Raw genomic sequence first — 20,678 nt, 5'->3', positions numbered from 1 at the left:
GGACCAGGGGCTCAGAAGCCCCTGGTCCGCTTGGCGGCCCGCCGCTTCTCCTGGGAACCGATCCGCAGGAACATCCGGGACACCTCGGACCCGAGGTTCACCCCGATCGCGATGGCCATCGCCAGCGCCGCCGCCTTGGTGATCGACACCAGTCCCGCGTCCACCTTGCTCTGCGCGATGGCCAGCAGCCCGAAGTAGGTCGCCGAACCCGGCAGCAGCGGTCCGATCGCGGCCGTGGTGTACGGCAGCGCGGAGGCGAACCGGTAGCGCGCCAGCAGCTGCCCGAACAGGCCGACCACCCCGGCTGCGACGGCCGTGGACGCGACGGGCGAGATCTCGCCGGTGTAGTGCATCGCCCCGTACACCGACCAGGCGACGCCGCCGTTGAGGGTGACGGCGACCACGGTGGACCGCTCCTGCTGCAACAGCACCGCGAACGTCAGGGACAGCAGCATCGACGCGCCGATCTGCAACAGCGGCCGCTTCGTGACGCCCAGGGCCGCGTCGGGATTGAGATGCGCGCCGAGCTGGACCCCGACGTACAGCATCACCAGCACCCCGGCCACGATGCCCACGAAGAAGTACATGACCTCCAGCAGCCGCGCCGCCGCGGTGATGTAGAAGCCCGTCAGGCCGTCCTGGACGCCCGCCACCAGCGCCCGCCCGGGCAGCAGCGCGAACAGTCCACCGGTGATGACGGCGGACGCCTTCACGTCGACGTGGGACAGCGTCAGCGCGATGCCGATAGCGGCCGGGGGCATCGCCGCCACCAGGAACTGGTAGAACTCCGGCAGCCCGCGCCCTGCGCACAGCCACGCCAGCCGGTCGCCGAGCATCGCCCCGAGCATGGCCGCCACGAACACGACGAGGTCGCCGCCGACCAGCACCGAGGCCGCGCCCGCGAGCAGTCCGCTCGCCGAGGTCAGCACCCATGTCGGGTACGGGTGCCGGTTGCGGCGCATCTCCGCGAGGCGGCGGTAGGCCTCCTCCAGCGAGAGATGGCTCTCCGCGTCGCTCAGATCGTCCACGAGCCGGAAGACGGCCGCCAGGCGCGTGTAGTCGGTGCCGCGGCGGCGCACCGTCCGCGACGCCGTCACCGGGTCCTCCACCAGGGACGGCTGGTAGGAGATCGACAGCAGGGTGAAGGTGACGTTCGGCTCGCAGCGGTCGAGGCCGTAGGAGCGGCACACCGCGAACATCGCGGCCTCCACGTCCTCGGCGCCCTCCCCGCCCGCCAGCAGCAACTCGCCGATGCGCAGCGTCAGGTCGAGCACCCTGGGGACGGCCGGGCCCTCCTCCTCCGCCGTCTTGGGCCCCGGCTCGGGAGCGGGCCGCTCGGCCACCGGCATCCGCAGCATGGTGCGCATCCGGTCCTGCCAGGGCAGGTCCTTGATGAGGCTCACCACCGGGACGCCCCCGGCCGGCGTGAAGGCGGCCGGGGCCTGCCGCGCGCTGTACGTGCTGGGCGGACTGAACGCCGACCCCTCGCCCTCGCCGGCGGCCGGCTGGGCCACGTCCAGCCCCGCCGGGACGGCGAACTCCGACGTGGTCTCCGGCTCGCCCCCGGGTCTGGCGACGGCCAGTCCCGCCGGGATCGCGAACTCGGACGTGATCTCGGGGTCGAAGCCACTCCTCGCCTCGTCCGACTGCGGCTTGCGGTCCTCCGCCTCCGACACTCAGCAACGCTCCCTGGAACGACACCTTCCGTTGGCCTCAGTATGCGCACAGACACGCGAAAGGGCCGCACGCGCATGCGTGCAGCCCTTCACCTACCTCAGCGCAGGCGTTTCACACTCGCGAACGCTCAGTGACCGCCCTGGTCCTTGAAGCGCTTGTAGGACCGCTCGATCTCGGCCTCGGCGTCGGTGCGACCGACCCAGTCGGCGCCCTCGACGGACTTGCCGGGCTCCAGGTCCTTGTAGACCTCGAAGAAGTGCTGGATCTCCAGGCGGTCGAACTCCGACACGTGGTGGATGTCGCGCAGGTGCTCCACACGCGGGTCGGTCGACGGGACGCAGAGCAGCTTGTCGTCGCCGCCGGCCTCGTCGGTCATCCGGAACATGCCGATCGCGCGGCAGCGGATGAGGCAGCCCGGGAAGGTCGGCTCGTCCAGGATGACCAGCGCGTCCAGCGGGTCGCCGTCCTCGCCGAGAGTGTTCTCGACGAAGCCGTAGTCGGTCGGGTAGGCGGTCGAGGTGAAGAGTCGACGGTCCAGGCGGATCCGACCGGTCTCGTGGTCCACCTCGTACTTGTTCCGCGAACCCTTCGGGATCTCGATCGTGACGTCGAACTCCACCGGTGGCTCCTCCATGATCAACACATAGTTCTGGTGGTTAAGTGTCCCTCACGCAGGTGTGTGATCGCGAAAGGGGCTGGTGTTCGTGCCAGAGCTGAGGCCTTGGCGGGCCGCGAGACCGCACGTGGTGCGGATCGGGAACGCCGTACGACCGCGTCTGGCACGGGCCGCAAGGATCGTACGGCCCCGCCTCGCGCACGTCGCCGCGACCGCGAAGCCGCAGGCCGCGCGACTCGCGCGGGCGGCGCGCCCGCAGCTCGCACGGATCACGAAGGCCGGTCCGCAGGCCAGGTCCTGGCAGTACACCGCGGGTGCGGCGACCGCCGGGCTGGCGCTGACCGCCGTCGTGGTGAGCGCCGTCGGGCCCTGGGACTCCAGCGGTCAGCGTACGGCCGAGCGGGACCGGGCCGCCGCCCTGCAACGGCCGGGTGGCACAGATCACGGACGCCCGGACGATTCGTCCGGCAGATCCGATTCATCGGATGCATCCGGTACGTCCGGTACCTCCGACACGGCGGCCGGAGCGCCCCGGCCCGCCCCCAGCGCGGCGTCCGTCCTCACCGCCCTCGGTGGCGCCGCGCAGGCCGGCGCCGCCGTGAAGTCCGCCCCCGGCACCCTTCCGAGCGGCGCGGGCCTCACGGGCGTCCTGGGGCCCCTCCTGGGCGATCCGGCCCTCGGCGCCCAGCACGCCGCCGCGGTCGTCGACGTGGCCACCGGCAAGCGCCTCTACGGCGCCGGAGCCGGCCGTGCGCTCACCCCCGCCTCCACCACCAAGATCGCCACCGCGGTCGCCGCGCTCTCCGCGATGGGCGGCGAACACCGCTTCACCACGCGTGCCGTGCTGGAACCCGACACCCGGGAACTCGTCCTCGTCGGCGGCGGCGACCCCACCCTCACGGCCCGCGCCGACGCCCGCGGCTGGGCGAGCCTGCGCACGCTGGCCGCCTCCACCGCGGCCGCCCTGAAGAAGCGCGGCCTCACCCGCGTCACGCTCTCCTACGACACGACCCTGTACGCCGGTTCGCGGATTCACCCCATCGGGGTCAACCCCAACCTCGCCCCCGTCACCGCCCTGAGCGCCGACGAGGGCCGCACCGACGACTCCGACAGCGGCCCGGCGGCCCGCGTCGACGACCCGGCCGCCGACGCCACCGCCACCTTCGGGGCGCTCCTGGAGGCCGCCGGCGTGACGACCACGTCCCCCGGCCCCTCCAAGGCCACCACGCGCGCGCAGAGCCTCGCGACGGTCACCTCGCCCCCGCTGACCGCTCTCGTCGAGCGGATGCTCACCAACAGCGACAACGACATCGCCGAGGCCCTCGCCCGCCAGACCGCCGTCGCCACGGGCGTCCGCGCCGACTTCGCCGGCGGCGGCAAGGCGGTCCACGCTCAACTGAAGAAGCTCGGACTGCCCATGGCCGGGGCCCGCTTCAAGGACGGCAGCGGCCTGGACCGGCAGGACCGCCTCACCGCGAACCTGCTGACCGCCCTCCTGGTCGAGGCCGGCGACCCCCGCCGACCCGACCTGCGGCCCGTCCTCACCGGCCTCCCGGTCGCCGGCTTCACCGGCACCCTCACCAGCCGCTACACCGACGGGGCCGCCGGCGTCGTCCGCGCCAAGACCGGCACCCTGAGCGGCGTCAACACCCTTGCCGGGACCGTCGTCGACCAGGACGGCCGGCTGCTCGCCTTCGCCCTCATGGCCGGCGGCACGACCGACCCGGGGGCGGCCCAGGCAGCATTGGACCGGGCGGCCACGGCGCTGGCCGGATGCGGCTGCCGCTGATCCCGCCACCCCCGAGCCGCCCCCGGCGGCCCTGGGGGCCGACCCTGACATCTCCCTGACAGGCCTCCCGCGGCCTGCCCTCCCCGACGCCGCTCACGTACGGTTGACGCATGACGAGCATCGGCGGCGCTGCCTCATCGGGGATGGTCGACTGGAATCTCGCGGTGGCGACCGCGACCCGGCTCGTACGGCCGGGACCGGAGGTCAGCCGCGACGAGGCGCGTGCCGTCGTCGCGGAACTGCGCCGGCACGCCAAGGCCTCCGAGCAGCACGTGCGCGGCTTCACCCGGATGGCCACCGACGACATCCACGACACGCCCGTCCTCGTCGTCGACCGCCCCGGCTGGGTGCGGGCCAACGTCGCGGGCTTCCGGGAGATCCTCAAGCCTCTGCTGGAGAAGATGCAGGAACGCCGCGGCAGCAGCCCCGGCGGCGCGGTCCTCGGCGCGGTCGGCGGCAAGGTCACCGGCGTCGAACTCGGCATGCTGCTGTCGTTCCTGTCGTCCCGTGTCCTCGGCCAGTACGAGACGTTCGCCCCCGCCACCCGCGAACTCCCGGCCGGCGCGAACGGCGGCGGCCGCCTGCTGCTCGTCGCACCGAACATCGTCCACGTGGAACGCGAACTCGACGTCGATCCGCACGACTTCCGCCTCTGGGTGTGCCTCCACGAGGAGACGCACCGCACGCAGTTCTCGGCGGTGCCCTGGCTGCGCGACCACCTGGAGGGCGAGATCCAGTCGTTCCTGGGCGAGACCGACGTCGACCCCATGACGTTCCTGGAACGCGTCCGGGAAGCCGCCCAGTCCCTCGCCGGGGGCCGCCCGGAGGGCGAGGAGGACGACGGCGGCCGCTCCCTCGTCGAACTCGTGCAGACGCCCGCCCAGCGCGAGATCCTCGCCCGCCTCACGGCCGTGATGTCCCTCCTGGAGGGCCACGCCGACTTCGTCATGGACGGCGTCGGCCCCGAGGTCGTCGCGACCGTCGCCGAGATCCGCGAGAAGTTCCAGCAGCGCCGCGCCAAGGGCGCCTCCCGGCTCGACATCGCCCTGCGCCGCCTCCTCGGCCTGGACGCCAAGCTCAAGCAGTACCGGGACGGCGAGCGCTTCGTGAGGGCCGTCGTGAACGAGGTCGGCATGGACGGCTTCAACCGCGTGTGGACCTCCCCGAACACACTTCCGACCAAGGCCGAGATCGCAAAACCGGCCGAGTGGGTCGCGCGGGTGCACCGCAAGGCCGAGTCGTGAACCGCGGGCACGGGCGGGAACCGATTCCGGCCGCCGGCAGGAGAACGCCCCCGCAATCACCCGTCCGAGGGACCGTGAGCCCTCGGTAGGCGTGCAATGCTCGGGGAACGCCCCGGTTCTGTCACCATCTACACACTCTGAGTGACCGAATCCCGTGCCAACCCCCGAAAACTTCATGAAGGGAACCGGACAATGGGTCCCCATCCTGCGGTCGCGGCGATACGCCTGGCGGTCCGCCGCGTACTTCACGACATCCTCAACGACCACCCCGTCCCCGAGACCGACCCGCACGAGCGCCCGAACCCGCCGCTCGTGCTCGTGGCGTGCTCCGGCGGCGCCGACTCCATGGCGCTCGCGTCCGCCCTCGCCTTCGAGGCCCCCCGGCTCGGCGTCCGCGCCGGCGGCGTCACCGTCGACCACGGCCTGCAACCCGGCTCCGACCTGCGCGCCGCGGAAGTCGTCCTGCGACTGCGCGAGTTCGGCCTCGACCCCGTCGAGTCCACCGCCGTCGCCGTCGGCCGCGAAGGCGGCCCCGAAGCCGCCGCCCGCGACGCGCGCTACGCCGCCCTCGACGCCGCCGCCGAAGCCCACGGCGCCACCGCCGTCCTGCTCGGCCACACCCGCGACGACCAGGCCGAGACCGTCCTGCTCGGCCTCGCCCGCGGCTCCGGCATCCGCTCCCTGTCCGGCATGGCCGCCGTCTCCGGACGGCCGGGCGCCGCCCGCCGCTACCGGCGCCCCTTCCTCCAACTGGACCGGCAGACGGCCCGCAAGGCCTGCATGGTCCAGTCCCTGCCCGTCTGGGACGACCCGCACAACGCCGACCCGGCCTACACCCGCTCCCGGCTGCGCCACGAGGGCCTGCCCGCCCTGGAGAAGGCCCTGGGCAAAGGCGTCGTCGAAGCCCTGGCCCGCACGGCCCAGCTCTCCCGCGACGACGCCGACGCCCTCGACGCCTGGGCCGGCCAGGCCGAGTCCTCCGTACGCGACGCGGCGGGCCTCCTGGAGTGCGCCAAGCTCTACGCCCTGCCGCCCGCGGTGCGCCGCCGGATCCTGCGCCGCGCCGCGATCGAGGCGGGCGCTCCCGCCGGTTCGCTCTTCGCCCGGCACATCGAAGAGGTCGACCGGCTGATCACCGGCTGGCGCGGCCAGGGGGTCATCAATCTCCCGGGCAAAGTCGTCGCCCAGCGCCAGGGTGGCAGACTGGTGATTCGGCAAGGCTGAATCCGGGCCTCCGGCAGGACCGCTTACGTGGTCGTGGGCGGTCCCGGCGGCCGGTGGGACGACCGAAGGATGCGGGTGGACGCGAAAGACATGGGCACCGACCTCAAAGAGGTGCTCATCACCAAGGAAGAGATCGACGCGAAGCTGGCCGCTCTGGCCGCGGAGATCGACGCGGAGTACGCGGGCAAGGACCTGCTCATCGTCGGTGTCCTCAAGGGCGCGGTGATGGTCATGGCCGACCTCGCCCGGGCCCTGTCCACCCCCGTCACCATGGACTGGATGGCCGTGTCGTCCTACGGGGCGGGCACCCAGTCCTCCGGTGTGGTGCGGATCCTCAAGGACCTCGACACCGACATCAAGGGCAAGCACGTCCTGATCGTCGAGGACATCATCGACTCCGGCCTGACCCTGTCCTGGCTGCTGTCGAACCTCGGCTCGCGCGAGCCCGCCTCCCTGAAGGTGTGCACACTGCTGCGCAAGCCCGAGGCCGCCAAGGTCGCCATCGACGTCGAGTGGGTCGGGTTCGACATCCCCAACGAGTTCGTCGTCGGCTACGGCCTGGACTACGCCGAGAAGTACCGCAACCTCCCGTTCGTGGGTACGCTCGCGCCCCACGTCTACGGCGGCTGAGACCCGAAGGGCGCAAGCCCTCAGGGAAGATCGGGAACCCCGGCGGGTCTCGCGCCGTTGGAGCATGCAGACGGGTGCGCCAGCCGTTCCGTGCGGCTTTGCGCGACGAAGCTGGGGTACCGTCAGAAGAACTGTCTTATCAAACTCACTATGGCAGGAGGGACGGGGCGACACCGCTCCGTATGGATGGACGTGAAGCGATACTTCCGTGGGCCGGTCATGTGGATCGTGCTGGCCGTCCTTGCCGTGGTCGTGTTGATGCAGGTCGTCGGCTCGTCCGGCGGCTACAAGACGGTGGACACCGGCCAGGTCATTGCAGCGATCAACGACAACAAGGTCGAGTCGGCCAAGCTCACCACCGGTGACGAGCAGACCGTCAAGGCCACGCTCAAAGACGGCGTGAAGATCAAGGGCAGCTCGAAGATCCAGGCGAGCTACATCGGCGATCAGGGCGTGACGATCGCCAACACGCTGCAGACCAAGTACCAGGACAAGCAGATTCCGGACGGCTACACGGTTTCGCCGACGAAGCAGAACGCCTTCGTCTCGATCCTGCTGTCCCTGCTCCCCTTCGTCCTCATCGTGGTCGTCTTCCTGTTCCTGATGAACCAGATGCAGGGCGGCGGCTCCCGGGTCATGAACTTCGGGAAGTCCAAGGCCAAGCTCATCACCAAGGACACCCCGAAGACGACGTTCGCCGACGTCGCCGGGTCGGACGAAGCCGTCGAGGAACTCCACGAGATCAAGGAGTTCCTCCAGGAACCGGCGAAGTTCCAGGCCGTCGGCGCCAAGATCCCCAAGGGCGTGCTCCTGTACGGGCCGCCCGGCACCGGCAAGACCCTGCTCGCACGCGCCGTCGCCGGCGAGGCGGGCGTCCCCTTCTACTCCATCTCCGGCTCCGACTTCGTCGAGATGTTCGTCGGCGTCGGCGCCTCCCGGGTGCGTGACCTCTTCGAGCAGGCCAAGGCGAACGCCCCGGCGATCGTCTTCGTCGACGAGATCGACGCGGTCGGCCGCCACCGCGGCGCCGGCCTCGGCGGCGGTCACGACGAGCGCGAGCAGACCCTGAACCAGCTGCTCGTCGAGATGGACGGCTTCGACGTGAAGGGCGGCGTGATCCTCATCGCCGCCACGAACCGGCCCGACATCCTCGACCCCGCGCTGCTGCGCCCCGGCCGCTTCGACCGCCAGATCGCGGTCGACCGTCCGGACATGCAGGGGCGTCTGGAGATCCTCAAGGTTCACCAGAAGGGCAAGCCGGTCGCGCCCGACGTCGACCTGGCCGCGGTCGCCCGCCGCACCCCCGGCTTCACGGGTGCCGATCTCTCCAACGTGCTGAACGAGGCCGCACTGCTGACGGCCCGTTCGGACAAGAAGCTGATCGACAACCACATGCTGGACGAGGCGATCGACCGCGTGGTCGCGGGCCCGCAGAAGCGGACCCGGATCATGTCGGACAAGGAGAAGAAGATCACCGCGTACCACGAGGGCGGACACGCCCTGGTCGCGGCGGCCTCGCCGAACTCCGACCCGGTCCACAAGATCACGATCCTCTCCCGAGGCCGTGCCCTGGGCTACACGATGGTCCTCCCCGACGAGGACAAGTACTCCACCACCCGCAACGAGATGCTCGACCAGCTGGCCTACATGCTGGGCGGGCGCGCTGCGGAGGAGCTCGTCTTCCACGACCCCACCACGGGCGCGGCGAACGACATCGAGAAGGCCACGGCCACCGCACGGGCGATGGTCACCCAGTACGGCATGACCGAGCGGCTGGGCGCGATCAAGTTCGGCGGCGACAACACCGAGCCGTTCCTCGGCCGTGAGATGGCTCACCAGCGCGACTACTCGGAAGAGGTCGCCGCCCTGGTGGACGAGGAAGTCAAGAAGCTGATCGAGAACGCGCACAACGAGGCCTGGGAGATCCTGGTCGAGAACCGCGACGTCCTCGACAACCTCGTGCTGCGGCTGCTCGAGAAGGAGACGCTGAACAAGGAGGAGATCGCCGAGATCTTCTCCGCCATCGTCAAGCGTCCGGCACGGCCCGCCTGGACCGGCTCCTCGCGGCGTACGCCGTCCACCCGCCCGCCGGTGCTCTCCCCCAGGGAGCTGGCACTGACGAACGGCGCCAACGGCGCGACGCAGGCGATCTCGACCGCGAAGTCCACCGCGGTGGAGACCGGCCCCGTGGCCGAGCCCAGCCCGGAGGACCGCCCCGAGAGCTGATCCGGCTCCGGAAGGTCCCACCAGGCCCGGAATGGATGCCGCGCCCCCCAGGTTCTAGCCTGGGGGGCGCGGCGTTTTCCGTATGACCGATTTCGTAGGCTCGCAGATGAGGTGCGTACCCACCCGAGCGACCCGCACAGGAACGAGGCCCCCATGACCGACCCCGTGACGCTGGACGGCGACGGCTCCATCGGCGAGTTCGACGAGAAGCGCGCCGTAAACGCCGTCCGCGAACTGCTGATCGCGGTCGGCGAGGACCCGGACCGCGAGGGCCTGCGCGAGACGCCGGCACGCGTGGCGCGGGCCTACCGGGAGCTGCTGGCGGGCCTCACCCAGACGCCCGAGGACGTCCTGACGACGACGTTCGATCTCGGCCACGACGAGATGGTGCTCGTCAAGGACATCGAGATCGTCTCCCTGTGCGAGCACCACATGCTGCCGTTCCACGGCGTCGCGCACGTGGGTTACATCCCCGCGGAGTCCGGCAAGATCACGGGCCTGTCCAAGCTGGCGCGGCTGGTCGAGGTGTTCGCGCGCCGCCTCCAGGTGCAGGAACGTCTCACCACGCAGGTGGCGGACTCGCTGATGCGGATCCTCGAAGCCCGTGGCGTCATCGTCGTCATCGAGGCCGAGCACATGTGCATGTCGGTGCGGGGGATCCGCAAGCCCGGCGCCAAGACCACGACGTCCGCGGTGCGCGGGCAGCTCAGGGACGCCACGACGCGCGCCGAGGCGATGAGCCTGATACTGGCGCGCTGACGGCGCCCCGACCGGCCGGCGAGGCCGGGAAGGGCCGCAGGCGGCCTCGGGAACGGGCCGCGGGCGGATACGGGCCGCGGGCGGCCCGGGAACGGCGGGTCCGGCGACGGCGGGCGACGAACGGCGCGGTGGGCGGCTCAGGCCGCCGTGGCCGCGCCGTTCTCGTGGTCGTCGTCCTCCGGGAGTCGGCAGACGCGCTCCAGGAAGATGGCCGCCGCTATGACCGCGATGCCGGCCAGGACCGAGAAGCCGGCGTAGATGGCCTGGTCACGGCGGGCGGGGATGTCGAGGGACTCCAGGAGGAAGACGCCCGTGCCCCCGTACATGCCGGAGACGAGCGCGGCGACCAGGGCGCTGGACTGGCCGAAGACCACCGCTCGCGCCGCCATCAGCGGGTCGACGCCCTTGGCCTCGGGGCGGCGCTCGCGCTGGGCCTTGAGGCGGGCGCGCAGCGAGAGCGCCGTGGCCGTCAGCACCACGGCGATCAGGGCGAGGACGATGGGGGCGGCCAGGGGAACGCTGGGAAGGGTCCCGATCGAGTTCCACAGGCGGGCGCCCGCCCAGGACAGGATCGCGGCCACGGCGAACACGCCGATCAGCACCCTGATGCGCAGCTCTCTCACGGTGTCCCTTCAGCTCCCCCGCGCCCGCGGCGGGAAGATCTCGCGGGCAGTGGTCTCGTTGACCTTCCTGCTTGACCTTAACGACTAGTCGGGCAGGTGGAGTTCCAGGTCCTTGCGGGCTTCGACGCCTTCGCGGGGAAGCGCGCCGAGCAGATCGGCGACGGCGCCCCGGCCGGGCAGCTGGGCCTCGGGCTCCACGTCGTGCCAGGGGGCCAGGACGAAGGCCCGCTGATGGGCGCGGGGGTGCGGGAGGGTGAGGTGCGGGTCGTCGTCGACGACGTCGGCGTACGCGACGATGTCGACGTCCAGCGTGCGGGCGCCCCAGCGCTCGTCCCGCACCCGGTGGAAGGCCTCCTCGACCGCGTGGGCGCGCTCCAGGAGGGACGAGGGCGGGAGCGTCGTCTTCAGCAGGACCACCGCGTTGAAGTACGAGGGCTGGCTGCCGGGCTCGACGCCCCACGGCTCCGTCTCGTACACGGGGGAGACGGCCTTGATGCGGACGCCGGGGGTGTCCTCCAGGGCGTCGATGGCCCCCTGGAGCGTCTCCAGACGGTTGCCCAGGTTGGAGCCGAGGGAGATCACCGCGCGTTTGGGGTTGTGCAGGGTGGTGTCCGCGGCGTCGACCTGCTCGACGACGGAGGCGGGTACCGGCTGGACGGTCGGGTCGCTCTGGCCCTCGGTGAAGAACGCGGTCATGCTCGGCTCCGGGTGATGGTGACGGTCACGTCGTCGAACGGGACGGTGATCGGCGCGTCCGGCTTGTGGACGCAGACCTCGACCTCCTGGACCCCTTCGTGCTTCAGACACGTCTGGGCGATGCGCTCGGCGAGCGTCTCGATGAGGTCGACGGCCTCGCCCTGGACGACGGCCACGACCTCCTCCGCCACGATGCCGTAGTGCACGGTCTTCGTCAGGTCGTCGTCGGCCGCGGCCGGCCGGGTGTCCAGGCCCAGGACGAGGTCCACGATGAAGGTCTGGCCCTCCTCGCGTTCCTTGGGGAACACGCCGTGGTACCCGCGGGCCTTGAGGCCGCGCAGCGCGACACGATCCACGCGAATCACTCCTGCAATCGTCGGTTGGGGCCGGTGCGTACCGGGTGCGGGCGGCCGCCCGGCCTCGAACGAATCTACCTGCGAGCACTGACGGTCCCGGCCTCCGGCGGCGGGGGCCCGGACCGGAGCCGGCAGTGTTCACCGGGCGTTTCCCCCGGGGAACCCGGCGGCTCACGGGTTGGTAGCCGCCCCTACCCGTGGGTTCGTGATTCCAACCACTTCTTCGTCCTGTCGGGCGCCCCGTGGGGCTGCTGCCCCGTCCGGGCCGGTCCATCCGCTCGGAAAGCTCCGGAAGCTCCAGAGCCTGAGAAGGCTCCGGAAGCTCAGGACGGGGTGCCGTCGATCCCGGGGGCGCCGGGGTCGTCCAGGTCGTCGGGGATGCCCGGGCTGTCGGCGTTCTCGGGGTGCCCGGTGTCCGCGGGGTCGTCGGCGTCGTCGCTCTCGGCCAGTACCGGAGAGGCGTGGTGCGACCACAGCTTCCAGCCGTCCGGGGTGCGGCGGAACACGTTGGTGGCGACCACCAGCTGGCCGACGAGCGGCCCCAGCTCCTCGCCGTCCTCGGGCGCGGGGCCGCCGCTGAGGATGTTCTCGGTGCAGGTCACCAGGGCGGTGTCGCCGGTGACGGAGACGTGCACGTCGGTGAGGAAGAACTGGATGTAGTCGGTGTTGGCCATGATCAGCGCGTAGGACCTGAGGACCTCGCCCCGGCCGGTGAGCACCGGCCAGCCGGGGTGGACGCAGGAGACGACGCCGACGTCCGCGGGGTCGTGGTACGTCTCGTCGACGCCCAGGTCGGCGGGGGTGAGCCAGAGGGCGGAGACGCCTTCGAAGTCGCCCTGTTCCAGCGCTTCGTAGAACGCGGCGTTGGCGGCTTCGACCTGCTCGACGTCGGTGTGGGGGGCGCTCACCGGGCTCCCTCTGCGCGGGGCGTGGCGGAGCCGGTCCGCGCGTCGGGCGTGCCTCCCGCGCCGGGTGGGCTCGCCGTCGGCCGCGCCCGCCCGGATGCGCCTGCGCCCGGCGTGTCCGTCCCCTCGCGCGCCCCTTCCACGGCTCGCGCGACCCGCACCGCGTCCGCGGTGGCGCGGACCTCGTGCACCCGGACCGCCCACGCGCCGGCCCGGGCCGCGAGGGCCGACACGGCGGCGGTGGCGGCGTCCCGCTCGCGCGCGGGTGGCGGCGCGCCCTGCGGGCCCGCCAGAACGCGGCCGAGGAACCGCTTGCGGGAGGCGGCGACCAGCAGCGGGTGCCCGAGGGCGTGCAGCCGGTCGAGGTGGGCGAGCAGCGTCAGGTCGTGGTCGGCCTCCTTGGAGAAACCGAGGCCCGGGTCGACGACGATGCGGTCGGGGGCGACGCCGCCCGCCAGGACGGCGTCCACGCGTGTGCGGAGCTCGTCCACGACTTCGGCGACGACGTCGGCGTACACGCCCTTGACGTTGCCGCCGTCGAGGAAGCCCCGCCAGTGCATGACGACGAAGGGGGCGCCCGCATCGGCCACGGTGGGGATCATCGCCGGGTCGGCCAGGCCGCCGCTGACGTCGTTCACCAGGGCGGCGCCGGCCGCGAGGGCCTGGGCGGCGACGGTGGCGCGCATGGTGTCGACGGAGACGACGACGCCCTCGGAGGCCAGGCCCCGGACGACGGGGACGACCCGGCGGAGTTCTTCGGCCTCGTCGACGCGGGTGGCGCCGGGGCGGGTGGACTCGCCGCCGACGTCGACCAGGTCCGCGCCCTCGGCGACGAGCTGCAGACCGTGTTTGACGGCGGCCGTCGTGTCGAACCAGCGGCCGCCGTCGGAGAAGGAGTCGGGGGTCACGTTGACGACTCCCATGACCGCGCAGCGGTCCCATTCGGGAAGTCCGACGACGCGCCCGCGTCCGCTCTGCTTGCTCATGCGTTCAGCGTAGGCCCAGGAGGGAGCCCTGCCGCGGTGCGGCCCGGACCGAACCCGCGGGGCGGACCGCTAGGCGGACCCGCGGGGCGGCTGGCAGGGGCGGACCGGTGAGCGGACCGGAAGGGGCGGCCGGTGGGGTGGGCCGGTGGGCGGACCGGGCGGGGTTTCCGCCCGGCCGGTCATGGGGCGGCCGGTTCCGGCCCACCCCGGCCGGGGTGGGGAGGGACGGGGCCGGGGTTACGCGGCCCGTACGTCTCTGTCCGCCACCGCGTGCGTGCACGCGCGTGCCGGTGCGGAGCGACGGCGCAGGAAGCGCGGCAGCGGCAGGGCGAGCGTGACGAAGCCCTCTGCCTGCATGGCGGCGAAGCCGATGCGGGGAAGGTCGCCGGAGGCCCGGTAGACGACGAAGCGGGGCTCCCAGCGGGGCTGGAACTTGGCGTTGAACTTGTACAGCGACTCGATCTGGAACCAGCGGGAGAGGAACACCAGCAGCCCGCGCCAGGCGCGCAGGACGGGCCCGGCGCCGATCTTCTCGCCGCGGGCCAGGGCCGAGCGGAACATCGCGAAGTTCAGCGACACGCGCGTGATGCCGAACTTGGGCGCCGCCTGGAGGGCCGCGACGATCAGCAGTTCGTTCATGCCGGGGTCGGCCGACCGGTCGCGGCGCATCAGGTCCAGCGAGGCGCCGTCGGGGCCCCAGGGCACGAAGTGCAGGATCGCCTTGAGGTCGCCGTACTCGCCGGGCGCCTCGTCGCTCTTGTGGGCGGTCGCGATCAGGCAGTCGCCGTCGCCCGGGTCGCCGATGCGGCCCAGGGCCATGGAGAAGCCGCGCTCGGTGTCGGTGCCGCGCCAGTCCTCGGCGGCGCGCCGGACGCGCTCCAGTTCGGCTTCGCCGAGGTCACCCACGCGCCGGACCCGGGTCTCGTAACCGGCGCGTTCGATGCGCTTGACCATTTGGCGCACGTTGCGCATCGCGCGGCCGGCGAGGGAGAAATCCGCCACGTCCACCACCGCCTCGTCGCCCAGTTCGAGGGCGTCCAGGCCGGTCTCCCGGGTCCACACCTCGCCGCCGGTCTCCGAGCAGCCCATGACGGCCGGGGTCCAGGAGTGGGCCTTGGCCTCGTCCATGAAGCGCTCGATGGCGCCGGGCCAGGCCTCGACGTCGCCGATGGGGTCGCCGCTGGCGAGCATCACGCCGGAGACCACGCGGTAGGTGACGGCGGCCTTGCCGCTGGGGGAGAAGACGACGGCCTTGTCGCGGCGCAGCGCGAAGTGGCCGAGGGAGTCGCGGCGGCCGTGCTTGACCAGCAGGGCGCGCAGCCGCGTCTCGTCCTCCTCGGTGAGGCGCGCGGCGGGGTGCTCGGGGCGGAAGGCGAGGTAGATCGTGGTGACCGCGGTGATCCAGCCGAGCGCGCCCAGGGAGAAGGCGACGGTCCAGGAGGTGTTGCCCTGGTAGTCCACCGGCCCCTCGAAGCCGAAGAGGCCGTACAGGACGTGCGTAAGGCGATCGGCCAGGCTCGGGTCGCCGATCAGGCGGTTGGGGTGGACGCTGACGATGACCAGCCCCAGACCGAGGGATCCGGCGCCCATGAGAACGAAGTTGGCGAGCGCGCGCCAGCGGCTGCGCGGGTCGGGCAGCGCCGCGAACTGGTCGCGGTGCAGCAGCAACGGCACCAGGAGCGCGATCGAGATGAGCGCGCCCAGGATCGAGTGGCGGTACATGAACTGGGCGACCGCACCGGCCGGGAGCAGCATCACCGCGGCCCGCCACGCGCGCCGCTTGCCGCGCCTGAGGCCGTGGGCCAGCAGCAGCAGCAGGACGCCGGCGCTGAGCGACAACGCGGCGGCGAACGGCCCGAAGGAGCCGGGGAGCACCTCGGCGAAGGAGTGCATACGGCTGTGACGGAACCGCGGGAAGACGCCCCCGGCGACGTCCAGCAGGCCCACGAGGGCGCAGGCCCTCGCGACGAGGGCGGGAACGGCCTCAGGGCGCGGACCTCGCACTATCCGCCGCACCCGGCTTGTTCGGCGCGGAACCCCGCCCGACATTTCCGCATCTTCCGTGACAGACATCGCATCCCGTAGTTCCGCGAGAGAGCTTGGACCCGGTGCCGATTCGGGCATCCGGCGACATTGCGCCCTCTAGGACGGTGTCTTGGGGAGAGAGGTTCACTCGTCTCGCCAAAGCCACTGAAAAGGCGAAGGAAAATCCGGGACAAGCCCTCGCGAAGGAGTCGGGGGAAGCGGGTGCGGTCCCGGACGAAGAGCAGGCAGGAAACCACCGCATGGGTCTCACGAGCAACAAAGTGCTGCTGCTGTCAGTGCTGTTCGCCTTGCTGCTGTTCGTCGGCACGGTCTGGCTGTGGCCGCGGCTGGCCAGGCGCAGCTGGCCGGCCGTCGGCGGGCGGGTCGGGCTGCTGCTCGCCACACAACTGGCGCTCTTCGCGTCCATCGGGCTCTCCGCCAATCAGGCGTTCGGCTTCTACGCCAGCTGGGCGGACCTGTTCGGTCAGGAGACGGAGCCGGGCGTGGTCGTCGACCACTCCGCGGGCGGCGCGGCCGCGGGGCCGCTGAGGGTCGTCGACACCCGCCGGGTGGACGCCGGGGGCGGGCGGCCGCGGGTCGCCGGGCAGGTCCAGAAGGTGGCCGTCGTCGGGCGTACGACGCACATCACCACGCCCGCGTTCGTGTACCTGCCGCCGGAGTACTTCGACCCGGCCTACCGCACGCGGACGTTCCCCGCGGCCGTGGTCCTCACGGGGTACCCGGGCACGGCAGAGGCGCTCGTCGACAAGCTGCACTACCCGCGCACCGCCCGGCAACTGGCCAGGGAGGGCAGCATGCAGCCGATGATCCTGGTGATGATGCGGCCCACGGTGGCGCCGCCGAGGGACACGGAGTGCGTGGACATCCCGGACGGCCCGCAGAGCGAGACGTTCTTCGCGAAGGACCTGCGGGACGCCGTGGCGGCCCACTACAGAGTGGGGAAGAAGGCGAGCAACTGGGGCATCATCGGCGACTCGACGGGCGGCTACTGCGCGCTGAAACTGGCGATGCACCACCCGGAGGCCTACGCGGCGGGCGCGGGCCTGTCGGCGTACTACAAGGCCCCGATCGACCCGACCACGGGCGACCTCTTCCACGGGAACAAGACGCTGCGCAATGAGTCGGATCTGATCTGGTTTCTGAAGAATCGTTCCGCTCCCGCCACCTCGCTCCTGGTCACCAGCAGCAAGGTCGGAGAATCCAACTACAAGGCCACGCGGAAGTTCATAGAGCTGGCGAAGGCGAACGACAGGACCAGGGTCTCGTCGATCATCCTGGAAAGCGGCGGGCACAACTTCAACACCTGGCGGCGGGAGATTCCGCCGACGCTGCAGTGGATCAGCGGCCGCCTGAGCGACCGCTGAACGACGCCGCCGCCCGCCGTCCGCCGGTGGCGCGCGCGACTGTGTGACGTGATGGTGAGGTCGGGAGGTGACCGGCGCGGCGGGCGGGCGGCCCCTGAGGCGGGCGGGGGCCCCTGCGGGCGAGGGCGGTCGCCGCCCCGCACCAGGGCCGACGGGCGCGCACACCACGCGCGAGAGGCGTCCGCAACAGGCGCGGCGGGCACCCGCAATGGGTGCGAGGGGCGCGTCGATGGCCCTTCCCGGCGCGTTGAATGATCTTGCTTCTTGTCGAATTCGGCGACGGTCCCGATTCCTGATGCCGTGTGAAGACATCGTTATGGCTGTGTTTTTGTGGGGCGGGGCGCCAACAATCGCCTACGCGCGGTAAGTTTCTGGCCATGCCACGAGGACGTCACCGCCATTCCCCTCCTTTGCACAGGCTGCTGCCCCCCTCGGCGATCGCCGGCGTCTCCCTTGTCTGCGCCCTCGGCCCTTGGCTGTTCACGCAGGCGACGGCGCTCCGTGTGCTGGCCGCGGCCGCCGCGGCGACGGCGATCGTCGGCGCGGTCGTGATGCGCCACTGGGACGTGCAGGCCGGAAAGCAGGTCGCCGACCTCACACGCGCGCGCGCCGGTGACGAGTGGCGCTTCGAGGAACGTGTCGCCGAGCTGGAGAGCGACCTCGAGGAATCGCGTGAGCTGCGGGTCAAGCTGGAGCAGAGGCTGAGGGCCAAGCGAGCCGAACTGGCCGGCCTGCGCAACGAGCACGCGGCGCTGCTGCGCCGGTACGCCACCGCGGAGACCGAGCGGGCCACCGCCCTGGAGGGCCGCCGCCTGCTGGAGATAGAGGCGGCTCCGTCGCCCGCGTCGCTGCCCGCCGCGCGCGGGCCGCAGGACACGGAGCCCACCGAGCCGGCGGAACCCACCGTGGCGGAGGCGGCGGAGACCACGGAGGCCGTGGAAGCCGGGGAGGCGCTGCCCGGGACGTCGTCGGCGTCCGAGGCGTCCGGCTCCGCCGCGTCGGGTGAGTCCGAGCCGGTCGAGTCCGTCGAGTCCTCCGGGTCCGGTGCGGGGAGCGCGACGTCGGCGGTGTTCTCGCCGCATGGTTCCCAGCTGTTCCTGCGGGCGCAGGCGGCCCTCGCGCGGCTCGACGCCGACGCGGACGCGGCCGTCGAGGCCTCCGAAGACGAACCGGGCGACGACCTCGCGGAGGGGTCCGTCAAGGGCGCGGCCGGCGAAGGGTCCGCGCGCGCGGCCTCCGTGGAGGCCGCGCAGGAGGACGAGGGCGAGGGGAAGCCCGAGGCGGTCGACGAGCACACGCGCGCGACCGCCCTCCGCACGGCCGCCGGCGACGCGGCAACCGAGAACGACAAAACCGAGAACGACAAAACCGAGAACGACAAAACCGAGAACGACAAAACCGAGAACGACGGAACCGGCTCCGACGGCGGGACGGCGCGGGAAGCCCGCCCGGACGACGCCCCGTCCGGCGCCTCGTCCGACGTCCTGGCTTCCGACGAGACGCCCTCGACCGACAGGACGGCGACGGACCTCAGCCGGGCGGGAGTCCTCTCCGAGGACGAAACCGACTCGGTTGCCGAGCCCCTGGATCCGGGCCCCGTCGGCGCCGGCCGTGACCCCGACCCGGACCCCGATCCAGGCCCGGGTCCCGGCCGCGGCACCGCCCACGCCGCGGAGCCCGCTGCCGCTGCCGCGACCGAGCCCGGCGCCGTCGTCCGGCGTCCCGCCGCTCCCGTGCAGCGTCCCTCCGGGCACTTCGCCGTGCCGACCGCCGTGGCCGTCGTCCCGGCCGCCGAGCCGGTGCGGCGTCCGACGGCCGAGGGCGGCTTCGACTTCTTCGGCACGAAGAGCGACGCGGAGCCCGACGCGCTGGAGGCGGTGCAGAACGAGGATCTCGCCGACGTCGTCGGCCAGGAGGCCCTCGCGCTGCACAAGGCCGAGTCCGAGGCGGAGTTCAAGCCGGCGGACGAGGCGGCGCGCGCCGTGGGCCAGGTCATCGACCTGACCGCGCACGACGAGACGGAGCACATCGACCTCCAGGGGCTGCGCAGCGCCGTCTCCTGACCGTCCGTCCACCGCCGGACCGCGGTCCGGCGGTGGACGGACGGTGGACGAAGCCGGACGGCGGTCGGTCCTCGGGGAGCCGTTGCGGGTCGCCGTCCACGTCGTCCAGGTCATCCACCGGTCGTCCAGGTCATCCACCGGTCGGTCAGGTCATCCACCGGTCGGGCCGGGCGTCGTTGCGCCCGGTCCGCGATCGTTCGGCCTGGCTCGCGAGCAGCTCGGCGGCCTGCTGTGCGTCCCGCAGGCGGGCTGTGACGGTCTTCCCGGCCCCCGTGTCCACATGGACGTCCGCGAGCCGCCAGAGGCGCTGCCAGGGCCCCTGGGTCAGCCGTACGCTCTGGACCTTGGCGTGCGGCACGAGCGCCAGCCGCCTGCGCAGCAGCCCGTGCCGGGCGGCGAACACCGTGTCGGTGACGGCGGTTCCGTAGCCCCGCCACCACACCGGCGCACACCGCCCGGCCCGTCGCGGCGGGCGCGCGAGCGACTCCGCGGCCGGGACGCACACGCCGGGCAGCACGTGCGCGACGATCCCTTCGGCCGCCTCGCGCGGAGCGACCGGCACCAGCACGGAGTTGGCGGAGCCGGCCACGTCCAGCTCGACGCGCACCCAGCCGGGCCGCCGCCACAGCAGCGGCTGGACGATGCGCACGGTCTGCACCCGCCCCGGCGGCACCGTCTCGTGCGTACGGTCCAGGAGTCCGCGGTCGATGCGCAGGCCGTCCGGTGACTCGCCGACCGTCCAGTCGTACTCGCCGACGAAGCGGCCCGCGCCGGCCGCGCCCGCCGCGCCGAGCAGCGGCACGCCGGTCGCCAGGACCGTCCACACGCTGTGGGTGGCCAGCCACAGCAACGGCGGCACGACGAGCGCGGCGGCCAGGGTGCCCCAGGTCGCGCCGGTCAGGGCCAGCGCGGCCGCGAGCTTGCGCGGCGGCACGCGCAGCAGCTCGCGCGCGGGCGCCTCGCCCACTTCGTGCGCGGTCTCCGGCGCGAATCCGGCCGCCCGCGCGAGCAGCTCCGCCCGCAGCGCGCGGGCGTCCTCCTCGCCGAGGAAGGCCAGTTCGTCCTTCTTCTCGGCGCCGACGACGTCGAGCCGCAGTTTCGCGACGCCCGCGATCCTGGCCAGCAGCGGCCGGCTGACGTCGATCGCCTGGATGCGTTCCAGCCGGATGTGCGCGGCACGCCGGAACAACAGGCCGGTGCGTATGCGCAGCTCGCTGTCCGTCACCGCGTAGTGGGTGAACCACCAGGTCAGGAAGCCGTACAGGGAAGCCGCGGGGACGAGGACGGCCAGCGCGATCAGCAGAGTGGTCGTGGTCAGCCGGGTCAGCTGCTCCTGCGCCTGGTTCGGGTCGTGCACCGCCCACCCGACGAGGACCGCGATGGGCGCCCAGGCCCGCCGGAACGGCGTGACGGGATGCAGCCGCCGCTCGATCACGGGCCGCCCCACCCCGGCGGCGGGCACCGCCGGTTCCGG

Annotated in this window: 17 protein-coding genes; 8 read left to right on the top strand and 9 right to left on the bottom strand. The window is 72.3% G+C overall.

Going from position 1 to position 20,678, the window contains the following annotated elements:
* Positions 1–11: 11 nt before the first annotated feature.
* Both ACGFSH_RS10975 and ACGFSH_RS10970 read right to left on the bottom strand, forming a co-directional pair.
* Positions 12–1,676 (bottom strand): threonine/serine exporter ThrE family protein, encoded by a 1,665-nt coding sequence (locus ACGFSH_RS10975; RefSeq protein WP_393347103.1) that lies wholly within the window; start codon positions 1,674–1,676, stop codon positions 12–14.
* Between the two features lie 128 nt (positions 1,677–1,804).
* Complete coding sequence (locus ACGFSH_RS10970; RefSeq protein ID WP_007452023.1) at positions 1,805–2,296, bottom strand: inorganic diphosphatase; 492 nt, start codon at positions 2,294–2,296, stop codon at positions 1,805–1,807.
* A 79-nt stretch (positions 2,297–2,375) separates the two neighbouring features.
* Here ACGFSH_RS10970 and dacB point away from each other — a divergent pair, with 79 nt between their 5' ends.
* The 6 genes from dacB (at position 2,376) to folE (ending at position 10,165) form a co-directional block, all read left to right on the top strand.
* Complete coding sequence (dacB, locus tag ACGFSH_RS10965) at positions 2,376–4,082, top strand: D-alanyl-D-alanine carboxypeptidase/D-alanyl-D-alanine-endopeptidase (RefSeq protein WP_393347101.1); 1,707 nt, start codon at positions 2,376–2,378, stop codon at positions 4,080–4,082.
* A 110-nt stretch (positions 4,083–4,192) separates the two neighbouring features.
* Positions 4,193–5,326, top strand: coding sequence for a zinc-dependent metalloprotease (locus ACGFSH_RS10960; protein WP_393347099.1), 1,134 nt, complete (start codon positions 4,193–4,195; stop codon positions 5,324–5,326).
* A gap of 192 nt (positions 5,327–5,518) precedes the next feature.
* A complete protein-coding gene (gene tilS, locus ACGFSH_RS10955) occupies positions 5,519–6,550 on the top strand; it encodes a tRNA lysidine(34) synthetase TilS (protein WP_393347097.1) in 1,032 nt (343 codons plus the stop codon).
* Between the two features lie 69 nt (positions 6,551–6,619).
* A complete protein-coding gene (gene hpt, locus ACGFSH_RS10950) occupies positions 6,620–7,180 on the top strand; it encodes a hypoxanthine phosphoribosyltransferase (protein WP_329412327.1) in 561 nt (186 codons plus the stop codon).
* A gap of 186 nt (positions 7,181–7,366) precedes the next feature.
* The gene (gene ftsH, locus ACGFSH_RS10945) at positions 7,367–9,406 is read left to right on the top strand and encodes an ATP-dependent zinc metalloprotease FtsH (RefSeq protein ID WP_393347095.1); all 2,040 of its coding nucleotides are present in this window, start codon (positions 7,367–7,369) and stop codon (positions 9,404–9,406) included.
* Positions 9,407–9,559: 153 nt separating this feature from the next.
* Positions 9,560–10,165 (top strand): GTP cyclohydrolase I FolE, encoded by a 606-nt coding sequence (gene folE, locus ACGFSH_RS10940; protein WP_393347093.1) that lies wholly within the window; start codon positions 9,560–9,562, stop codon positions 10,163–10,165.
* A gap of 137 nt (positions 10,166–10,302) precedes the next feature.
* On the opposite strand, the gene ACGFSH_RS10935 is transcribed toward folE, so the two are convergent.
* The 6 genes from ACGFSH_RS10935 to ACGFSH_RS10910 all read right to left on the bottom strand — a co-directional run bounded on the left by ACGFSH_RS10935 (position 10,303) and on the right by ACGFSH_RS10910 (position 15,780).
* Entirely contained in the window at positions 10,303–10,788 is a 486-nt protein-coding gene (locus ACGFSH_RS10935) for a DUF3180 domain-containing protein (protein ID WP_393347091.1), read from the bottom strand.
* An 84-nt stretch (positions 10,789–10,872) separates the two neighbouring features.
* Positions 10,873–11,484, bottom strand: a complete 612-nt coding sequence (folK, locus tag ACGFSH_RS10930) for a 2-amino-4-hydroxy-6-hydroxymethyldihydropteridine diphosphokinase (RefSeq protein ID WP_351360273.1) — start codon at positions 11,482–11,484, stop codon at positions 10,873–10,875.
* Positions 11,481–11,840, bottom strand: coding sequence for a dihydroneopterin aldolase (gene folB, locus ACGFSH_RS10925; protein ID WP_393347088.1), 360 nt, complete (start codon positions 11,838–11,840; stop codon positions 11,481–11,483). The genes folK and folB overlap by 4 nt, the downstream gene beginning before the upstream one ends.
* Positions 11,841–12,163: 323 nt before the next feature.
* On the bottom strand, positions 12,164–12,748 hold the full coding sequence (locus tag ACGFSH_RS10920; RefSeq protein WP_393347087.1) for a nuclear transport factor 2 family protein: 585 nt from the start codon (positions 12,746–12,748) through the stop codon (positions 12,164–12,166).
* Entirely contained in the window at positions 12,745–13,731 is a 987-nt protein-coding gene (folP, locus tag ACGFSH_RS10915) for a dihydropteroate synthase (protein ID WP_393347085.1), read from the bottom strand. Before folP ends, ACGFSH_RS10920 begins: the two co-directional genes overlap by 4 nt.
* A 237-nt stretch (positions 13,732–13,968) precedes the next feature.
* Positions 13,969–15,780 (bottom strand): phosphatidylglycerol lysyltransferase domain-containing protein, encoded by a 1,812-nt coding sequence (locus ACGFSH_RS10910; protein WP_393348085.1) that lies wholly within the window; start codon positions 15,778–15,780, stop codon positions 13,969–13,971.
* Positions 15,781–16,016: 236 nt separating this feature from the next.
* Here ACGFSH_RS10910 and ACGFSH_RS10905 point away from each other — a divergent pair, with 236 nt between their 5' ends.
* Positions 16,017–17,141, top strand: coding sequence for an alpha/beta hydrolase (locus tag ACGFSH_RS10905; RefSeq protein ID WP_393347083.1), 1,125 nt, complete (start codon positions 16,017–16,019; stop codon positions 17,139–17,141).
* A gap of 377 nt (positions 17,142–17,518) precedes the next feature.
* Complete coding sequence (locus ACGFSH_RS10900) at positions 17,519–19,204, top strand: hypothetical protein (RefSeq protein ID WP_393347081.1); 1,686 nt, start codon at positions 17,519–17,521, stop codon at positions 19,202–19,204.
* Between the two features lie 145 nt (positions 19,205–19,349).
* On the opposite strand, the gene ACGFSH_RS10895 is transcribed toward ACGFSH_RS10900, so the two are convergent.
* On the bottom strand, positions 19,350–20,666 hold the full coding sequence (locus ACGFSH_RS10895) for a PH domain-containing protein (RefSeq protein ID WP_393348083.1): 1,317 nt from the start codon (positions 20,664–20,666) through the stop codon (positions 19,350–19,352).
* Between the last annotated feature and the right edge of the window lie 12 nt (positions 20,667–20,678).

The organism is Streptomyces sp. NPDC048481, assembly GCF_043200075.1.
Classification (GTDB): domain Bacteria; phylum Actinomycetota; class Actinomycetes; order Streptomycetales; family Streptomycetaceae; genus Streptomyces.
This window is presented reverse-complemented; position numbering and strand designations above follow the sequence as displayed.